We start from the raw sequence: 16,913 nt of genomic DNA, 5'->3' as shown, positions 1-16,913 counted from the left end.
ATTTTACCATATTTGGATAAAATAAAGGTATTAAAAGTTTCAAGGAAAATGTATGAATAGTAAAATTTTACTAATGGTGCAGTTGCAAAATCAACTCAATGATGCAACGAACGGTGAAGAGTGGGTAAAAGGAATTACAAAAAACAAAAAGCTGATCAATTGGAAGCGCTGTATCTATATGGAATGTGCAGAGATGATCGACTCTTTTCCTTGGAAGCACTGGAAAAACATTGAGCTCGAACCTGACTGGGATAATCTTCAAATAGAGGTAGTCGATGTTTGGCACTTCATTATCAGTCTGGGTATTGAAAACTATTTTAAAACAATGCGGGGCGGTGTAGAAGATCTTGCAAATGACATTTCCGAAATGGACTCTTTTGCTAGGATTGAGACGGATTCATTGGATTTTGCCGAACAAAATGAAGTGATCGAAAAAGTAGAAGATATTATGAGAACTGTTTTGGCAAAAGAGAAGTTAGCGCTTGAAGAACTTTTTGCTGAATTTTTTGATCTTGTCATTATGAGTGGACTCAACCTTGATGCTCTTTATCGTTTATATGTAGGAAAGAACATTCTCAACCAATTTCGTCAGGATAATGGATACAAAGACGGCTCTTACATTAAAGTTTGGGATGGGGAAGAGGATAATGTTGTCATGAAACGTATCTGGGAAGAAAATGGTGACATTACACCTGAAAAACTCTACCATGAACTTGAAAAGTCCTATTTGGCTCTTACAAAGAGTGAGTAATTGCAAAACGTTTTAGAAGTAGAAAATCTTACTTTCGGTTACTCAAAAGAGAAAATACTTTTTAACGACCTCTCTCTTTCTCTTGCAAAAGGAGAGCTCAAGGCGATAGTAGGTGAGAGCGGAGCAGGGAAAAGTACCATTTTTGAGCTTATTTTGCAAAACAGAAAGCCAAAGAGCGGAAAGATAAGAGTTACTCAGAATATTTCGGAAGTCTTTCAGGATCCCTACAGCTCTTTTCATCCAAGTTATACTCTCTATAATCAGATAGCAGATGTTGCATCATTGAATGAACTTGACAAATACCTGACAAGCCTTAATCTTGAAGCCAAACTACTGCATAAGCTGCCGCATGAACTCTCAGGAGGACAACTGCAACGTGCTTCGATTCTGCGGGCAATGCTGATGAAACCCGATCTGCTTTTGCTTGACGAGCCGACATCTGCATTGGACAATGTTATTCAGCTTGATGTGATGAAGATGCTTATGGAACATTTAGAGGATATTGGAATGCTGCTTATCACACATGATATGGATTTAGCTTCATGGTGTGCCGATGAGATTATTACAATCTAAGCATACAACTTTTTAAAGAGTACTACAGCCAGAATCGTAGCAGTAATTGTCAGTGTTACATTTAAAAATATATTGATGCCGAAACTTGTAAACTCTCCATCTTGCAGCATATTGACATTTTCTAAAGAGAATGTGGAAAATGTTGTCAGCGCTCCTAAAAATCCTGTAATAACAAAAGCTTTATACTCAGGCTGTACGCTCTGTGCAAAGAACATTGCAGCAAAACCTATGATGAAGCTTCCAAGTACATTGACAGAGAGTGTTCCATAAGGGAAAAATGAGCCTGAGAACTTTTGAACGTTCGTAGCGATCAAAAATCTTGAGATCGCACCAAAGAATCCGCCTGCACCGATGAAGAGTAAAAGTGTAAGATTCATTATTCTACTTCTGTATTGAAATTTTCATGTTTATATTTGATAACTTCTGTATCTGTAATTGTTACAAGTCCATTGTCAATCATCGTATCAATATGTTCAATAAAAGGGCGTATCTTCTCTTCATCATCAATAATCTCAATAACGAGCGGCAGCTCCTGTGCTAAAGCCCATACTTTGAAACTTCGCATCTCTGTAAAAGCACCAAGTCCAGCGATGGCTTTAATAACAGTAGCACCGGATAATTGCTCTTTTTTCACCTCTTTAAGTATCATTTCCCAAAGAGGATTTCCATTATATTTGTCAATGGTGTCTATATAGATACGTAAGATTTTTTTATGTCCCAGGTAACGTTTCATGATAGTGCTCCTTTTTGTTCTTTATCATATACTTCTTGCATTTTATTTCGTAGATCACTCAGCCAATTTTCATCATTTTTATCTGCAACGAAAGAGTCTAGAAAGACTACAGTAATATTTTTTGGCATATAATAAAAACGTTTTATATCGTAACACTCTGCTGTAGCAATGAGCACTACAGGTTGTACTTTTAGTTGGTACTTGTCAGCAACGACCTTTGCACCGCTTTTAAAAGGAAGCATTTTAGCGTTGCGTGAGCGAGTGCCTTCTGGAAAGATAGTGATAACACGTCCTTTGTTGAGCCTGTCTTTTGCATTTTTCATCAATCTCACCAAAGAAGATTTGCTCTGTCTTTCTATTGGGATGTCTTCAGGCATACTCATGGCAAGTCCAAAAAAAGGAACATCAAAGAGCTCTTTTTTTGCAACCCATGCAAGATCTTTTTTTGAGACTGTCTCCATAATCGCAATATCGAGATCGCTTTGATGGTTGATGAGAAACATCTGTGCAGCAGGATCTTCCTCACCTTTTACCGTCACTGTAAAAAAAGTTGTTATTCGGATGATCCAAGCAGGAATCTTTCGGGAATATGGACGACGCACAATAGGGTAGAGCACAATGGAGAGTGCCAGATTGGCAAAAATTATAGCTGTCGCTATTGCCCAGTTAATGTGAGCAAGTATCTTCATTTTTGACCCAGCCTATTTTTTGGTTTTGAAGTTTCACTTTTGTAAAGTTTTCTACACTTCCCTCTTTAGTTAAATGATACTCTTTCGGTGTTGTTTCAAAGACCGTACCGTTTTCTACCGGAAGCAGATAGATGCTCGAGCCTTTTTTTATGCAGACCTCTTTTGCAGGGATGCTCAGATAGAGTGTATATCCAAGAGGAATAATGATCAATATGAGATAGATATACTTTTGTTTGAAAAGTATGATGATAAACCCGAGAATTGAGATTGCAAGAGCAATATACATCTTGATAGTGTCATGTGACTGGTCACGTGGTTTGAGGTCACTTTGTGTCGTTACACTGTCATCATCAACTATAATGGGAATACTTATTTGATCATAGTTGTTTTTGAGAAGATTGAAGTATGAAAAAGTGAAGTATTCCAAACGTTTGTCTATAACGACAAAGTAGGTGATTTTTGAATCATCATAAGATTCTGTTACAGATTCCATCCCCTGCTTGTAAACGTTATTAAAGTGCATCGCTTTTATATCACAGTTTTTGGCTGTTGCTACAAAAACGACAATATTATGATGATTGTCGTAACTGGTAGTTTTATACTCTTGCAACTGCAGATCATTTGCAATGATATTGGAAAAGTTCTTTTTCGGATTGAGGGTGATGACATTGAGTTCTTCGCCCGGAACCTTTGTTGCATTGTACTCATCGGAGGCGACAATGGAAGCTTCTATATCTGGAAGTCTTGCATGACTCCCGGTTACCTGCATATGGAAAGTATCATAAAAGAACTTTCCTCTTTCTTCTCTGATTGGTGTCTCATCTAAAATTTTCAGCCCGGGATGATCTGAAAAAGTATATTCCACATCATTGAAATCTTTGAGTGTAGAGAGTGTTTTTAAAGTTGCTGTGAATATTTCACCTTTAATGACTCTTTTTGGCACTGTATCATAACTGACATAAAGCACCTTCTGCGCAAATAGCGAAGTGATTAAAAAAAGAGTAAGAAAAAGTACTTTTATCACGACTCTAGAAATCCTTGCAGCATCGCTACGCCGTCAGCACTTCCTAAAACTTCTTCCATAGCACGTTCCGGGTGCGGCATAAGACCAAAAACATTTTTTTCTTTATTGCAAACACCGGCAATAGACTCTACAGAACCGTTAGGGTTTTTTATCTCCCCATTTTCATCTGTATATCGAAGTAAAATCTGTCCGTTTTCCTCAAGCTCACGCAGCCCTTCTTCATTGATATAGTAGTTTCCGTCATGGTGTGCGATTGGGATATTGACAACATCACCGTTATTCAGTTTTTTTAAAAAGAGATTATCGTTATTCTCAACACGCAGATGGTGATGTTTTGAGATAAAGTGAAGCCCTTCATTGCGTTTAAGCGCACCAGGGAGGAGTCTTGCCTCTGTCAAAACCTGAAAGCCGTTACAAATACCAAGTACTTTTCCTCCTTTTTGGGCATACGAAGCAACCGCTTTCATTACAGGTGAAAACTTCGCTATAGCACCGCTGCGAAGGTAGTCTCCGTAAGAAAATCCTCCGGCAACGACCAAAAGATCGGTATCACTCGGAATTGACTCTGATCTGTGCCAAACGATCTGGGTAGTGGCTCCTAGTTTTTTAAATGCATACTGTGTGTCATATTCGCAGTTTGTCCCGGGAAATTGTAAAATGGAAACTTTCATTATACAAGCTCTATAGTGTAATCTTCAATAACAGTATTTGCCAGCAGCTCTTCGCACATTTTTGTTACATCTGCCATTGCTTTTTCTTTATCGCTCTCATTGAGTTTAAGTACGATCTGTTTACCGACACGAACATCTTCAACACCATTAAAATGAAGAGAATCGAGTGCATGATGCACTGCTTTTCCTTGAGAATCCAAAACACCTGCTTTTAAAAATACGTTTACGATTGCTTTCATTGTTATTTTCCTAATATTCTATTTAAAACTTGTTCATAAGCGACAGTTAGTCCGCCAAGTCCTTGGCGAAATCGGTCCTTATCCATCTTTTCACCACTCTCTATATCCCAAAAACGGCAGTTGTCAGGCGAGATCTCATCAATAAGGATGATATTCCCATCTTTGTCTTTTCCAAACTCAAGTTTAAAATCAACGAGATTGAGACCTTTTTCGGCGAAGTATGGTTTGAGTATATCATTGACCTGTCTTGCCATGCGGCGTAGTTTGTCAAGTTCATCTTGAAAATCTACAAGTCCGAGGATAAGGGCATGCTGGTCATTGAGTTTAGGATCACCGAGTTCATCATTTTTATAGTCGAACTCAACGAGGGTAAAAGGAAGTACTTTTCCATCTTCTATGCCAAGATTACGGGAGAGTGAACCGGTTGCAATGTTACGAACGATGACTTCTATCAAAATTACATCTGCACGTTTATGCAGCATATGGTTGTCATCAAGCATTTTTACAAAGTGTGTCGGTATGCCGTTTTCATCTAGAAGTTTGAAAAGTTCGGTACTTATCTTATTGTTAAGTGCACCTTTTCCTGCTTCAGAAGATTTTTTTTCACCGTTAAAAGCAGTCAAATCATCTTTAAACTCTGAAATAACTAGATTTTCATCATCCGTTGACCATATTTTTTTTGCTTTACCTTCATAAAGTAGATCCCTTTTTTCCATCGACTTTCTATCCTTTTGTAATGATAAGTGCTTTGATAATATCAACGCCCTCTTTAAGTTGTAAATCTTTTTCCAACATTTTTGGCGTAATTATATCTTTTTTATCTTTTTTATCTTCTTTAGTTTTCGATTTTTTTCCATCAACTTTTTCAAGCTCTTTTTCAAGATGCTTTTTCAAGTCTGCTTCTTTGATCGCAAATTCATTTTTAAATGTTTTTAATTCACCAGGAAGGACTTGAATATCAGGTTTGACACCAACAGCCTGAATAGTACGTCCGCTTGGAAGATAATAACGGGCTATTGTTAATTTGATAGCTTCTGTTTTTGTAATAGGCAGCACAACCTGTACACTTCCTTTTCCAAAGGTGTTCTCTCCTATGAGAACGGCACGTTTATGGTCTTGCAGTGAGCCGCTGACGATTTCACTTGCACTCGCACTTCCGCCATTGATAAGAACAACAAGAGGCATGTCTGTTAAAGTGTTTGCTGCATGGGCACTGTACTCTTTTGTCTCAACGGCACGTCGTCCTTTTTGAGAAACGACAACACCGCTATTGACAAACAGGTCAACAAGTCCCACAGCCTGATCTAAAAGCCCGCCAGGATTATTACGCAGGTCAAGAATGATTCCTTTGGCTACGGATTTTTTCTTTTTAATGGCTTTGGAGACATCTTCAACTACTTTTTTATCAAAGCTTGAAACCCTAATGTATAGAATGTCTTTGCCGACCATTTTTGCATGAACAGATTCTATTTTGATAATGTCACGTACAATGTGAATAGAGAGCGGCTTCGTTTCTCCCTCGCGTACTATTGTCAGGTCGATCGGGTCACCGACTTTACCACGCATCAATGATACCGCTTCATCAATAGTCATTCCAAGCGTTGATTTGTTGTCGATTTTTAAGATGATGTCACCTGACTTTAGGCCGGCTTTGTCTGCCGGAGTTCCGTCTATAGGGGCAATGACAGTAAGGGCACCGTCTTTCATGCCGACTGTGATGCCAAGACCGCCAAATTCACCGTCAGTTTGTACCTGCAGACGTTTATAATCTTTTTCAGTCAAATAGTTGGAGTGTGCATCAAGATTTTTCATCATGCCGTCAAGTGCTTTGTCAATGAGCTCTTCAATTGTCACCGGATCGACATCGTACTCTTGGACAATACTAATAACTTTTGTGAATTTTGAAAGTGCTTCAAGTCGAGATTTTTCCGTACTCGCTTTTTTTACATTTGTCTCTTTTGCAAAGAGCGTTGAAGAGAGTACAAAACTAAGAGAGAGTGCAACGGAAATAAATCCGAAGGTAATGAACTTTTTGTTTTTCATATATAAAGCCTGTTTTATGATTTGTCTTTTAAAGAGGCTATTATACCTTGAGTTGATAAATGCCTGTTTATTTTTGGAGTGTAATGTTTAAAGTTCTTTGAATTTTTTGTAAATTTGCGGGATATCCAAAGAGGTTATAAATTTTTTATAATTGTTGAGATCTTTTTCAAAAAGTGACATCTCTGTCTCTTTTTTATCGAGTTGTTCTTGAAGATTGTTGTTTTGTGCTTTTAGTTGAGAATTCTTCTCTTTAAAAGAGACACCTGCCTTGTAAAATTCCATAGCTTTTCTGGCAAGTTTCGGCATTTCGTTTTCAAGCCGCCAGTTGTTGATAGTATCGAGTTCGACATCCAGAATTTTAGCAAGTGTTTCATACTTGATATTCAACTCTTTACAAAGATTATCAACAACATTATTTGTGAGAATTTTGTGCGCTTCTTTTTTTGTTTTTTCACTGTCGTGAGCTCGTTTGGCAAGTTTTTCCCGTACTTGTCTTTGAAACTCTTCTTCGCGTTTTATTCTACGTGCTTCTTTGGCTGCCTCTTCTTCTTTTCTCTTAGCTTCGTCTTCTTTGGCTTTTAGCTCGTCATCTTCATCTATATCTATTTTGTAGTTTGTATTTTTGTTGACCCAGCGCGCCACTTCGATAGCTTCCATTTTCCATTCATCTTCTTGGAATTTTTGAATGACGTCTTGTGTGTATTTATTTGCATATATTCTGGCAACAGTGGGAGAGGCAATTGTACTGAGAATTGCATTGGCAAGGAGATTGGCACCTTTTTCAGTATTGCCCCAGTCAAAGCTGGTAATCGGGTTTGCATAGTCATGATTATATTTGGCAACATCTATCTCAATATTTTTATATGTCACGGAGTTTGTACCGTAAAAGCCGCGTGAGGCAACGAAATATTTACCTTTGAGATTTCCAGCCATGAAAGACCCTTTTTGTTTTGTGATAAAATTGTAACATTTCTAAATTAACAGGTATAAAACAAATATTTATTTTATTTCAATATAATACCAAGAAAATTTATAGAGGGTACATTAATGAGCAGTATAAAAGAGTATTTGACAAATGATCACAGACGATGCGACGATGTCTTTGCCGCAATGGAAGAAAAAGCCGGCTTTTCGCTTGCTGAAGCAAAAGAGCTGACAGAAAAATTCGTAACAGATATGGAACATCACTTTCAAATGGAAGAGCGTGTCATGTTTCCAGAGTTTGAACAAAAAACGGGAATGACAATGGGACCGACGGAGATGATGCGTCAAGAACACTCACAGATGCGTAATCTCATGTCACAACTCTTGGCAGCAATAGAAAATGATGATAAAGATAAGTTCTTCGGACTTTCTGAAACATTGATGATCCTTCTTCAGCAGCATAACATGAAAGAAGAACAGATGCTCTATACAATGGCGCAACAGCACCTTAGTGCGGAAGCTGACCGTATAATAGAGATGATGGATTCTTTAATCGTTGAGTAGAAGGAAACAGATTGGACTTTAACGGCTTATCATTAGATCAAGCACCGCCTATTTCAGCGCCGCTTCGTTTTTTTATAACGGCACCGATTTTTGGCATGTTGGCAGGAATTTTATTGCTCTTCAGCGATTCTGCGTCACTAATGAGCAGGTATTCTATTGATGCAATTGTTGTAACGCATCTCATTACAATAGGCTTGTTCGGTTTTATAATGCTTGGAGCTCTCACGCAGATGCTGCCTGTGCTGGCGAGTGCGAAGATACCAAAAGTAAAGTTCGTAAGTTCTATGACCCATCTCTTTTTATTGATTGGTTTGTTGTGTATGGCAGCAGGATTGGAGTCTGGCAATGCAGTGTTACTTTGGGCTGCTTCATTTTTATTAGGCAGTGGTTTTGTCACCATCATACTCAGTATGCTCTATGCCATGAAAGATGTTGAGCATTTTACTGCAAGCATCAAAGGAATGCGCATGAGTCTCTATTTCGCTTTTCTTATAGTGATGATGGGTGTTTATCTTCTCCATGGTTATAGTAACAATGATATCACGCAGCTGCATTATGAAGTGGCAAATGTTCACAGTACATGGGCAGTGTTCGGATTTGCCGGTATTTTGATTATCGGCGTGGCTTTTCAGGTGCTGCCAATGTTCTATGTCGCACCGCGTTTTAAGCAGTTTTGTAAGAAAAGAGTTGTGCTCCTCATCACTGCAGGACTTATCATTTGGATGCTTTTAAGCTTTTTTGCACAGGAGTACACACTCTATGCGAAATTGTGGATAGTGACATTTTTCTGGGCTTTTGCAACAACGGTCTGGATAAAGTTCAACAAGCGAAAAAGACCCATTTCAGATGTAACGGTCTGGTATTGGCGTGCAGCGAGTGTGTTTTTGACTTTGGGTTCATTTTTGTGGATCTTTGACGAGTTTTTCAAACATCAGTATATTGTTATGGTCGGCATTTTGATAGGCGGAGGGTTTATCCTCTCTATCATGCTGGGAATGCTCTATAAGATAGTCCCATTTCTTGTCTGGTTCCATCTCAACGGTATGGGGTATATGACCATACCGACGATGAATGAAATGATAAATAAAACAGCCGCAAAAATGCAGTATCTGCTTTTCATCCTTTCACTTGTTGGTTCTGTTTTTTCTTTTTATATGCCCTCAGCACTTGTACCCTCAGCTCTGGCTTTTATAACAAGCATGGCAATACTAGAGTATAATATTTTGGCTCCTGTATTTATTTATATGCAGACGAAAAAGAAAAAACCGGATTTTGATATGAGTGCATTTGCATAAAAAAGAGGAAAAGAAAAAAGTATGAAAAATAATATAGTACTAATTGGGTTTATGGGTGTCGGCAAAGGCAGTGTCGCGCGTGAGGTTGTTAAACACTCTGATTATATCGCCATTGATACAGATGACTTGATTGAGAGCATGGAAAACAGAAAGATCAAAGCGATTTTTGAGCAAGAGGGTGAAAAATACTTCCGAAAACTTGAAAAACATATAGCAAAATGGCTTGAAAAAAGTGTGCGAAATACGCTTATCTCAACAGGCGGCGGGTTTTATAAACAGGAAAATTTAAAAAATATAGGTACAATTGTACTTCTTGATTCTGGTTTTGATGCTATTATCAAAAGAATAAAAGAGCATCCAAATGCTACAAAAAAATTGAAAAAAAGGCCACTGCTTTCTGATTTGAAAGCGGCTCGTAAACTTTATGAAGAGAGGCGTCCGGAGTATCTCAAACTTGCGGATGTTGTGATCGACGTAACGAACAAAAGCGCAAAAGAGTGCGCAAAAGAACTACTTAAAAAGGTAAAAAAACATGTTTAAAAAAATAATAATAATGACAGCACTTTTGAGTGTTGCGCTTTTTGGTGCCGATCTTCATTGGGCTAAAGATTATACAAGCGGCATTGCACAGGCGCAAAAAGAGAACAAACCGGTTCTTTTTATCATATCAAGTCACTCATGCAAATATTGTCTTTTACTTGACCGCACTACGCTTAAAGACGACAAAGTTGTCAACGCACTCAACAAAGACTTTATAGCGATTCGTTCATGGACGGACAAAGGTGATTACATTCCGCAGGTATTGGCACAAAACACACCGGGACTTCCGGGAATATGGTTCTTGTTTCCAAACGGAGACCCAATGTATCAGCCTCTTTTAGGCTATGTTCAAGCACCGAATTTTCAAGAGGCACTCGGTATTGTAAAAAGTGAATTCGATAAAAATAATAAGAGAGTAAAAAAATAATGATATTTATAAAATCAACTGACACTGATTTCAATGAGAATTTCCAAGAGCTTTTAGGTCGTGGAAAGATGGATATTGCTTATGTTTCAAGTATAGTAGGCGGCATTATAGATGAGATAAAAGCAAATAAGAATAAGGCGCTTTTTGAACACATTGCAAAGTTTGACAATTGGACGCCGAAAAATGATGATGATTTGAAAATTTCTCAGGAGTCTATGAGCAAAGCCTATGACAATCTTGATAAAGCACTCAAAGATTCACTTCATTTGGCATATGAGAGAATTAAACTCTATCATGAAAAACAAAAACCAAAATCATGGTTCGACACAGAAGCAAACGGGACTATTTTAGGGCAAAAAGTGACGCCTGTCGATAGTGCAGGGCTTTATATTCCAGGTGGGAAAGCGGCTTACCCGTCATCACTTTTAATGAATGTTATTCCTGCGCAGGTTGCGGGTGTTGAGAACATTGTTGTCTGTACGCCGACACCTGACAATGAACCAAACGAGCTTCTTTTAGCTGCATGTCACCTTTGCGGTGTCGATCAGGTTTACAAAGTAGGGGGCGCATCGGCAATAGCCGCGATGGCTTATGGGACTCAAAATATTCCTAAGGTCGATGTTGTTACGGGACCGGGAAATATCTTTGTTGCGACTGCAAAAAAGATGGTCTTCGGTGATGTCAATATTGACATGATAGCAGGACCTAGTGAGATCGGAATACTTGCCGATGACAGTGCTAATCCTTCACACATGGCAATTGATCTGCTTTCACAGGCTGAGCATGATGAGATGGCAAGTTCAATTTTAATAACACCATCGCAAAAGTTAGCCGATGCTGTAGAAAAAGAGATAGAAAATTGGCTGCAAAAACTGCCGCGTGAGGCAATCGCCAGAAAATCGATCGAAGAACGCGGTGCCATTATTGTAACAAAAGATATGGATGCAGCGGTAAGCCTCATGAACGAGATAGCTCCTGAACACTTGGAAGTAGCTACAATGAGTCCGTTTGAACTGTTACCGTACATCAAACATGCCGGAGCGATCTTTTTAGGGCACAATACGCCTGAAGCCATCGGTGATTATGTCGCAGGCCCAAATCATACACTCCCAACAGGAGGAACCGCAAAATTCTATTCACCGCTCGGTGTAGAAGATTTTATGAAAAAAAGTTCCATCATCTCTTTTAGCTCTGCAGCTATAAACGAGATAGGCGAAGAGTGTGCACTTATTGCCAACACTGAAGGCTTGACTGCACACGAACAGTCAGTAAGAGTTCGTTTAACCAAATAAGAAAGAGATTTTACCTCTTTCTTAAAATTTCCTATAGTATTTTCTTTTATTATGCAATTGATAAATATTTAAAATATCAGTTTTTTAAATATACACACCTCTTAAATTTTATTACAAAAATATCACTTATTTATTACTTCTTTAAGCTTTGTTGGTTAATATAAACACAGTAAAAAAAGCTCGAAATGCCGTGCATAAGGGCTTCTTTTAATGTTAATAAGTCGTAGTTATAAATCTTAATTAAGCCAAAATTGGCCAAAGGAGAATATATGCAATTAGGTTTCCTAGTTGATTTACATCTTTGTATGGGATGTAAAGGTTGTGAGATCGCATGTAAAGTGGAAAATGAAGTTCCGCTTAGTACATGGAGACTTCGTGTCAAATATGTAGATGTGGGAACATTCCCAGAAACAAAAAGAACATTTACACCGCTGAGATGTAATCACTGTGAGAATGCTCCGTGTGAAAGAATCTGTCCGGTATCTGCTCTTCACTATATTGAAAACGGAATTGTTAATATTGATAAAGAGCGATGTATCGGTTGTGCCGGTTGTGTTATGGCTTGTCCGTATGGTGCTATCTATATTGACCCTGAAACACAAACTGCTGACAAGTGTACATACTGTGCGCACCGTATTGCATCATCTATGATGCCTGCTTGTGTTGTTGCATGTCCTGTTGAAGCAAATATCTTTGGTGACCTTGATGATCCAACTTCAAATATTTCTAAATATATTCAAGATAACAGAGATGTTCAAGTTCGTAAACCAGAGAAGGGTACGAACCCTCACCACTTCTATGTTGGCGCTTCTCAAGCACACCTGAATCCTCTTGCGTCTGAAAGAGAAGAAGGTTATAACCTGTTCAACAATATTACACATCTTCCACTAGGAGGGCATCACTAATGGTACATGAATCTTTAGCTGCAACACATGCAGTAGTAACTTTGGATGTAGCTTTACCAGACGTATTTTGGGGCTGGTTCGTTACAATGAATATGTGGGCGAAAAGTATCGGTACTGGTTTAGTATTTATGCTTTTCTTATTATTAAGAAAAAATCCTGATGAGATGAAAGGTCTGAGAACTTCAACACTTATCGTTTCATTTATTTTTATGAATATTTTCTTACTTTTTACTCTTGCTGATTTACATCAACCGTTTAGAATGTGGCATATCTTCTTTTATCCTCACTGGACATCGGCAATTACAGTTGGTGCATGGATGGCAACGGTTTTTGTAGGTTTAGAATTTTTAATGATTATTCTTGGCTTCAAAAAACAAACGGAAGCTTTTGATAAACTTCTTTTCTGGGTAACACTACTTGCTATTCCTGTTACATTGTATACTGCAGGAATTATGGCAGAATCAACTGCACGTGAATTGTGGCAGATGCCGACAGAATCAGTACAAATGATTTTAGCAGCGACTTTAAGTGGTTCTGCAGCAATTATTTTACTTGGCGGTTCAAAACTCAGTGATGAGACAAAACAATTCTTTGGTGCAATTTTAGGTCTAAGTGCATTGATGGCATTTATCATCTATATGTCAGAGTATATCTTCGGTGCAATGAAAGCTGAAGAAGTTGCTGCTATCTTACACTATGTAAAAGGTGACGGTGAATATGCAACAATGTTCTGGATTGGACAATGGGTTGCTTATATCTTGCCAATGTTGTTAGTAGCTCTTGCTAGAGTAAGTAAAAGTAGTAGTATGTTAAGTCTTGCTTCTATTTTAGCAATCGTAGGTCTGTGGGTAGTTAAACATGTTTGGCTGGTAATTCCACAATTATTACCACTAAGTTAAGGAGAAAGTATAAATGTATTTACAAAGTAGAAGAACATTTTTAAAAGGTGCTGCATTTAGCGTTGCTGGTGTAGCTATCGCAAAGGGTGTGTTTGAGACTGACGCTGTTGCAGAGTCTGTAACAGATTCAAAGTTTACAAACACTCCTGATACGCTATCATTTTATCCTGACGTAAAAGAGTGGGATAGCTTTAAAGAGCTTGACGGAACAGACTGGAAACGTGGTGGTATCGAACGTCATGGCGTTCGTTCAGCTGAAAATCCGGACGGTATCAAGGTAAACGATTATACAATCGTTCCTACAGTCTGCTCAAACTGTGAAGCGGGTTGTGGTCTGACTGCATGGGTTGATAAAGAAACTATGACAGTAAGAAAACATATGGGTAACCCATTACATACAGGTTCTCGTGGTAGAAACTGTGCAAAAGGTTACGCGGTTACTTCTCAAATGTACGATCCAGATCGTATTCCATTCCCAATTAAACGTGCACCGGGTTCTAAACGTGGTGAAGGTAAATGGGTTCGTGTAACTTGGGATGAAGCAATGGCTGAAATCGGTAAGAAAATGCACGATACACTTGCTAAAGGTGATGAGATTTCTAAAAAATCTATCATGTATCACGTTGGTCGTCCAAATGAGAACGGTTTCGGTCCTCGTGTACCACAGTCTCTTGGAATTGATGGATACAACTCTCATACAAACATCTGTTCTGCAGGTGCACGTCAAGGTACTATTCAATGGGCGAATGATGATAGAAACTCACCGGATTGGGGTAATGCTGATCTGATTTTCTTACAATCGTCTCACGCAGCAGACGCTGGTCACTACTTCCAACAATCAGCAGGTTTGATTGCTGATGCACGTAAACGTGGTGCAAAAATGATTGTTATTGATCCTCGTATGTCTAACTCAGCTGGTATGGCGGACTTATGGATTCCATGTTGGCCAGGTACTGAGGCAGCACTTTACCTCTACCTGACAAATCGCATCTTAAATGAGAAGAAAAAAGACGGTGCAGATATCGTTAACCATGATTTCGTAAGAGAATGGGTTAACTGGGATAGATTAATGGCAAACAAAGATTATCTTAAAAAGATGATCGGATATGGTTATATATCTAAAATGCCGAAAGATGAAAGCTATGAGTCTTTCCTTGAACTGGCAAAAGAACTCTATGCACCATATACGAAAGAGTTTGTTGTAAAAGAGTGTAAACTTGAAGGTATGGAGTATAAGCTTGACCAATTATGGGAAATGTTTGTTCCTGCCGGTGCAAAAATAGCAACATACCTTTGGCGTGCAGGACCGATTGGTCACCGTGGTGGTTGGATGAATACTCGTGCAGGTTTCTTACCGCTTACTCTTGTTGGAGCTATGCGTGGAGATATTGGTGGAGTAGGTATGCACCACTGGCATGAGATCTCTGTAGCAGGTAAAGGTGATAAAGCGACAGTTGCAGGTAAACACCCAGGTAAAACTGATGTATGGAATGAAATCGCTTGGCCACCTGAATATCCACTCTCTTCATATGAAATGGGTTATATGATGCCTCAAATTATGATGGATGACGAATGGCATGCGAAGTGGACAAAGCGTGGACTAAAAATTCCTAAGTCAATGGCTGTTTATGTTCCAAGAATGCATAATCCTCTATGGATCAATCCGGATGGTTTCAGATGGATAGAAGCACTTAAACGTGAAGATAAATTTGAATTGTCATTTAACTTGTCTCCAACATGGTCTGAGACAAACTGGTACTGTGATTATGTACTTCCGGTTGGACTTGCTGGTGAGCGTAATGACCAACAATCAACTCCTTCTAAACCTGAGCAGCGTATTGAGTTCCGTCAAGCGGTACTTCGTGTTGCAGCGGAAAAAGCCGGATGGAAACCAAAAGATCCAACACGTGCTACACTAGAAGCGCATATGAAGTATGGTCTTGGTGAAGTTTGGGAAGAGAGTGAATTCTGGCCAAATCTCATTGTTAACTATGTGGATCCAGATGGAAGCCTTGGTATTAGAAAATACTGGGCAAGTAAAAAAGATCCATCACGTGCTGTAACAGTACCTGAGTATTTTGATGCTGCACTTTCTCTTCTTCCAAGATTGAAAGAGACTGCAACAAAAATGTACAAAGGCGAAGAATTCCCTGTATATGCATACATTAGAGATCATGGTGCATGGACTGAAAAAACAAACGTATATAAACCTCAAGAAGAAGAGATGGAAATCGAAGGTGATTACGTACATGCTCACGGCCATAAATACCATAAAAGTGAGATCGAAAAAGATCAATTCGGTGCACTATGGGTTAAAGACGGTGAGTTGAAAAAATCAATAGGTATCATTAAAGATGATAAGCTCTTAGATGGTTTCCATACACTCAGTAAAAAACTTGAGTTCTTCTCTGAGTGGTTGGCTGAAGAGTGGAAATGGCCGGAATATGCTATTCCAGTTTATCCAAGAAATGAAAAAGAGAACGATAAAATGGTTCACCTGGTAACACAGGTTCACCATAAACATATGAAAGCAGATAATGAGTTCGCACTCAACACGATTTATCGTCTTCCATATAATATTCACACTCGTTCGGTTAACTCTAAGCACCTTATGGAGATCTCTCAAAACCATAACCCGGTTTGGATCTATACAAAAGATGCTGAGAAACTTGGTATCAAACGTGGTGATGCGATCAAAGTTCAGATTGTTGATACACTTTCAGGTATTGAAAGCGGTTACTTTATCGCGATGGCTGTACCTACTGAAGCAACTCGTCCTGGTGTTCTTGCATGTTCACACCATGCCGGTCGTTGGAAACTTAAAGATGCTGTTAAAATCCCAGGATTTGAGCATCAACTTGGTGTAATGGGTCTTGGTGCTCCACTTTATGAAATGACGAATGACGGTAAAGTTGGTACTATGAAACCTAAAGAAGGCATCGAAGCGATGAAAAAACGTGAAATTTGGCAGTTTGCTGAATACAACAGAGATATCGATGATATCTGGTGGGACGGACTTTCAGGTTCATGGCAAAATGCTGTAGCACCTTGTCATCCGGATCCAATTGCGGGTAATCACGGTTGGCACCAAAAAGTTGTAATCACAAAAGCAGGCGCTGATGAAAAAATCGGTGATATCTCTGTGAATTATGAGAATAACTTTAAAGTTTATCAAGCATGGAGAGATCAATTGACTCGTCCACTTGCTCCAGGTGATAAATGGCGTCGTCCATACCACATTAAACGTCCGGTTAAACCAAGTCAAAAAGCTTACAAAGTTGAGATTAAAGACGTTTAACCTCTATATTAAAGCCCACTTCAAGTGGTGCTTTAATATACTTCTA

At 38.8% G+C, this 16,913-nt stretch carries 19 protein-coding genes; 10 read left to right on the top strand and 9 right to left on the bottom strand.

The features are described from left to right. Positions 1 to 52 precede the first annotated feature (52 nt). Positions 53 to 751 (top strand): dUTP diphosphatase, encoded by a 699-nt coding sequence (locus tag FM071_RS07875; protein WP_193110436.1) that lies wholly within the window; start codon positions 53 to 55, stop codon positions 749 to 751. After that, positions 752 to 1,324 (top strand): ATP-binding cassette domain-containing protein, encoded by a 573-nt coding sequence (locus FM071_RS07870; RefSeq protein ID WP_193110435.1) that lies wholly within the window; start codon positions 752 to 754, stop codon positions 1,322 to 1,324. Here the strand turns inward: FM071_RS07870 and crcB are convergent. The 9 genes from crcB to FM071_RS07825 form a co-directional block, all read right to left on the bottom strand. Beyond that, positions 1,321 to 1,701, bottom strand: coding sequence for a fluoride efflux transporter CrcB (crcB, locus tag FM071_RS07865; RefSeq protein WP_193110433.1), 381 nt, complete (start codon positions 1,699 to 1,701; stop codon positions 1,321 to 1,323). The two genes, FM071_RS07870 and crcB, sit on opposite strands and share 4 nt — an antisense overlap. Beyond that, on the bottom strand, positions 1,701 to 2,057 hold the full coding sequence (locus FM071_RS07860; protein ID WP_193110431.1) for a DUF190 domain-containing protein: 357 nt from the start codon (positions 2,055 to 2,057) through the stop codon (positions 1,701 to 1,703). The genes crcB and FM071_RS07860 overlap by 1 nt, the downstream gene beginning before the upstream one ends. Beyond that, a complete protein-coding gene (locus FM071_RS07855; RefSeq protein ID WP_193110429.1) occupies positions 2,054 to 2,746 on the bottom strand; it encodes a lysophospholipid acyltransferase family protein in 693 nt (230 codons plus the stop codon). The genes FM071_RS07860 and FM071_RS07855 overlap by 4 nt, the downstream gene beginning before the upstream one ends. Further along, positions 2,724 to 3,770, bottom strand: coding sequence for a hypothetical protein (locus tag FM071_RS07850; protein ID WP_193110427.1), 1,047 nt, complete (start codon positions 3,768 to 3,770; stop codon positions 2,724 to 2,726). The genes FM071_RS07855 and FM071_RS07850 overlap by 23 nt, the downstream gene beginning before the upstream one ends. Then, positions 3,767 to 4,441 carry a phosphoribosylformylglycinamidine synthase subunit PurQ gene (gene purQ, locus FM071_RS07845; RefSeq protein ID WP_193110425.1) on the bottom strand — a complete coding sequence of 225 codons (675 nt, stop codon included), beginning with the start codon at positions 4,439 to 4,441 and terminating at the stop codon, positions 3,767 to 3,769. Before purQ ends, FM071_RS07850 begins: the two co-directional genes overlap by 4 nt. After that, positions 4,441 to 4,680 (bottom strand): phosphoribosylformylglycinamidine synthase subunit PurS, encoded by a 240-nt coding sequence (purS, locus tag FM071_RS07840; protein ID WP_193110423.1) that lies wholly within the window; start codon positions 4,678 to 4,680, stop codon positions 4,441 to 4,443. The genes purQ and purS overlap by 1 nt, the downstream gene beginning before the upstream one ends. Positions 4,681 to 4,682: 2 nt before the next feature. Then, positions 4,683 to 5,396 (bottom strand): phosphoribosylaminoimidazolesuccinocarboxamide synthase, encoded by a 714-nt coding sequence (purC, locus tag FM071_RS07835; RefSeq protein WP_193110421.1) that lies wholly within the window; start codon positions 5,394 to 5,396, stop codon positions 4,683 to 4,685. A gap of 7 nt (positions 5,397 to 5,403) precedes the next feature. Next, on the bottom strand, positions 5,404 to 6,723 hold the full coding sequence (locus FM071_RS07830; RefSeq protein WP_193110419.1) for a S41 family peptidase: 1,320 nt from the start codon (positions 6,721 to 6,723) through the stop codon (positions 5,404 to 5,406). Positions 6,724 to 6,810: 87 nt separating this feature from the next. Next, positions 6,811 to 7,656: a DUF6166 domain-containing protein gene (locus FM071_RS07825; RefSeq protein WP_193110417.1), complete on the bottom strand. Its 846-nt coding sequence runs from the start codon at positions 7,654 to 7,656 to the stop codon at positions 6,811 to 6,813. A 114-nt stretch (positions 7,657 to 7,770) separates the two neighbouring features. Between FM071_RS07825 and FM071_RS07820 the strand changes: the two genes are divergently transcribed. The 8 genes from FM071_RS07820 to FM071_RS07785 all read left to right on the top strand — a co-directional run bounded on the left by FM071_RS07820 (position 7,771) and on the right by FM071_RS07785 (position 16,867). Beyond that, positions 7,771 to 8,211 (top strand): hemerythrin domain-containing protein, encoded by a 441-nt coding sequence (locus FM071_RS07820; RefSeq protein WP_193110416.1) that lies wholly within the window; start codon positions 7,771 to 7,773, stop codon positions 8,209 to 8,211. Between the two features lie 11 nt (positions 8,212 to 8,222). Next, positions 8,223 to 9,506, top strand: coding sequence for a hypothetical protein (locus FM071_RS07815; RefSeq protein WP_193110414.1), 1,284 nt, complete (start codon positions 8,223 to 8,225; stop codon positions 9,504 to 9,506). A 21-nt stretch (positions 9,507 to 9,527) separates the two neighbouring features. Next, positions 9,528 to 10,046, top strand: a complete 519-nt coding sequence (locus tag FM071_RS07810; protein WP_226960520.1) for a shikimate kinase — start codon at positions 9,528 to 9,530, stop codon at positions 10,044 to 10,046. Beyond that, on the top strand, positions 10,039 to 10,473 hold the full coding sequence (locus FM071_RS07805) for a thioredoxin family protein (protein WP_193110412.1): 435 nt from the start codon (positions 10,039 to 10,041) through the stop codon (positions 10,471 to 10,473). The genes FM071_RS07810 and FM071_RS07805 overlap by 8 nt, the downstream gene beginning before the upstream one ends. Beyond that, entirely contained in the window at positions 10,473 to 11,765 is a 1,293-nt protein-coding gene (gene hisD / locus FM071_RS07800) for a histidinol dehydrogenase (protein ID WP_193110410.1), read from the top strand. Before FM071_RS07805 ends, hisD begins: the two co-directional genes overlap by 1 nt. A 269-nt stretch (positions 11,766 to 12,034) precedes the next feature. Next, entirely contained in the window at positions 12,035 to 12,670 is a 636-nt protein-coding gene (locus FM071_RS07795) for a 4Fe-4S dicluster domain-containing protein (protein ID WP_193110408.1), read from the top strand. Next, the gene (nrfD, locus tag FM071_RS07790) at positions 12,670 to 13,569 is read left to right on the top strand and encodes an NrfD/PsrC family molybdoenzyme membrane anchor subunit (RefSeq protein ID WP_193110406.1); all 900 of its coding nucleotides are present in this window, start codon (positions 12,670 to 12,672) and stop codon (positions 13,567 to 13,569) included. The genes FM071_RS07795 and nrfD overlap by 1 nt, the downstream gene beginning before the upstream one ends. A 13-nt stretch (positions 13,570 to 13,582) precedes the next feature. Continuing rightward, on the top strand, positions 13,583 to 16,867 hold the full coding sequence (locus tag FM071_RS07785; RefSeq protein ID WP_193110404.1) for a molybdopterin-dependent oxidoreductase: 3,285 nt from the start codon (positions 13,583 to 13,585) through the stop codon (positions 16,865 to 16,867). The last annotated feature ends 46 nt before the right edge of the window (positions 16,868 to 16,913 follow it).

Source organism: Sulfurimonas paralvinellae, assembly GCF_014905135.1.
In the GTDB taxonomy this organism is placed as follows: domain Bacteria; phylum Campylobacterota; class Campylobacteria; order Campylobacterales; family Sulfurimonadaceae; genus Sulfurimonas; species Sulfurimonas paralvinellae.
Note: the sequence above shows the minus strand (reverse complement) of the source record. Positions and strands in the feature narration are given on the sequence as shown.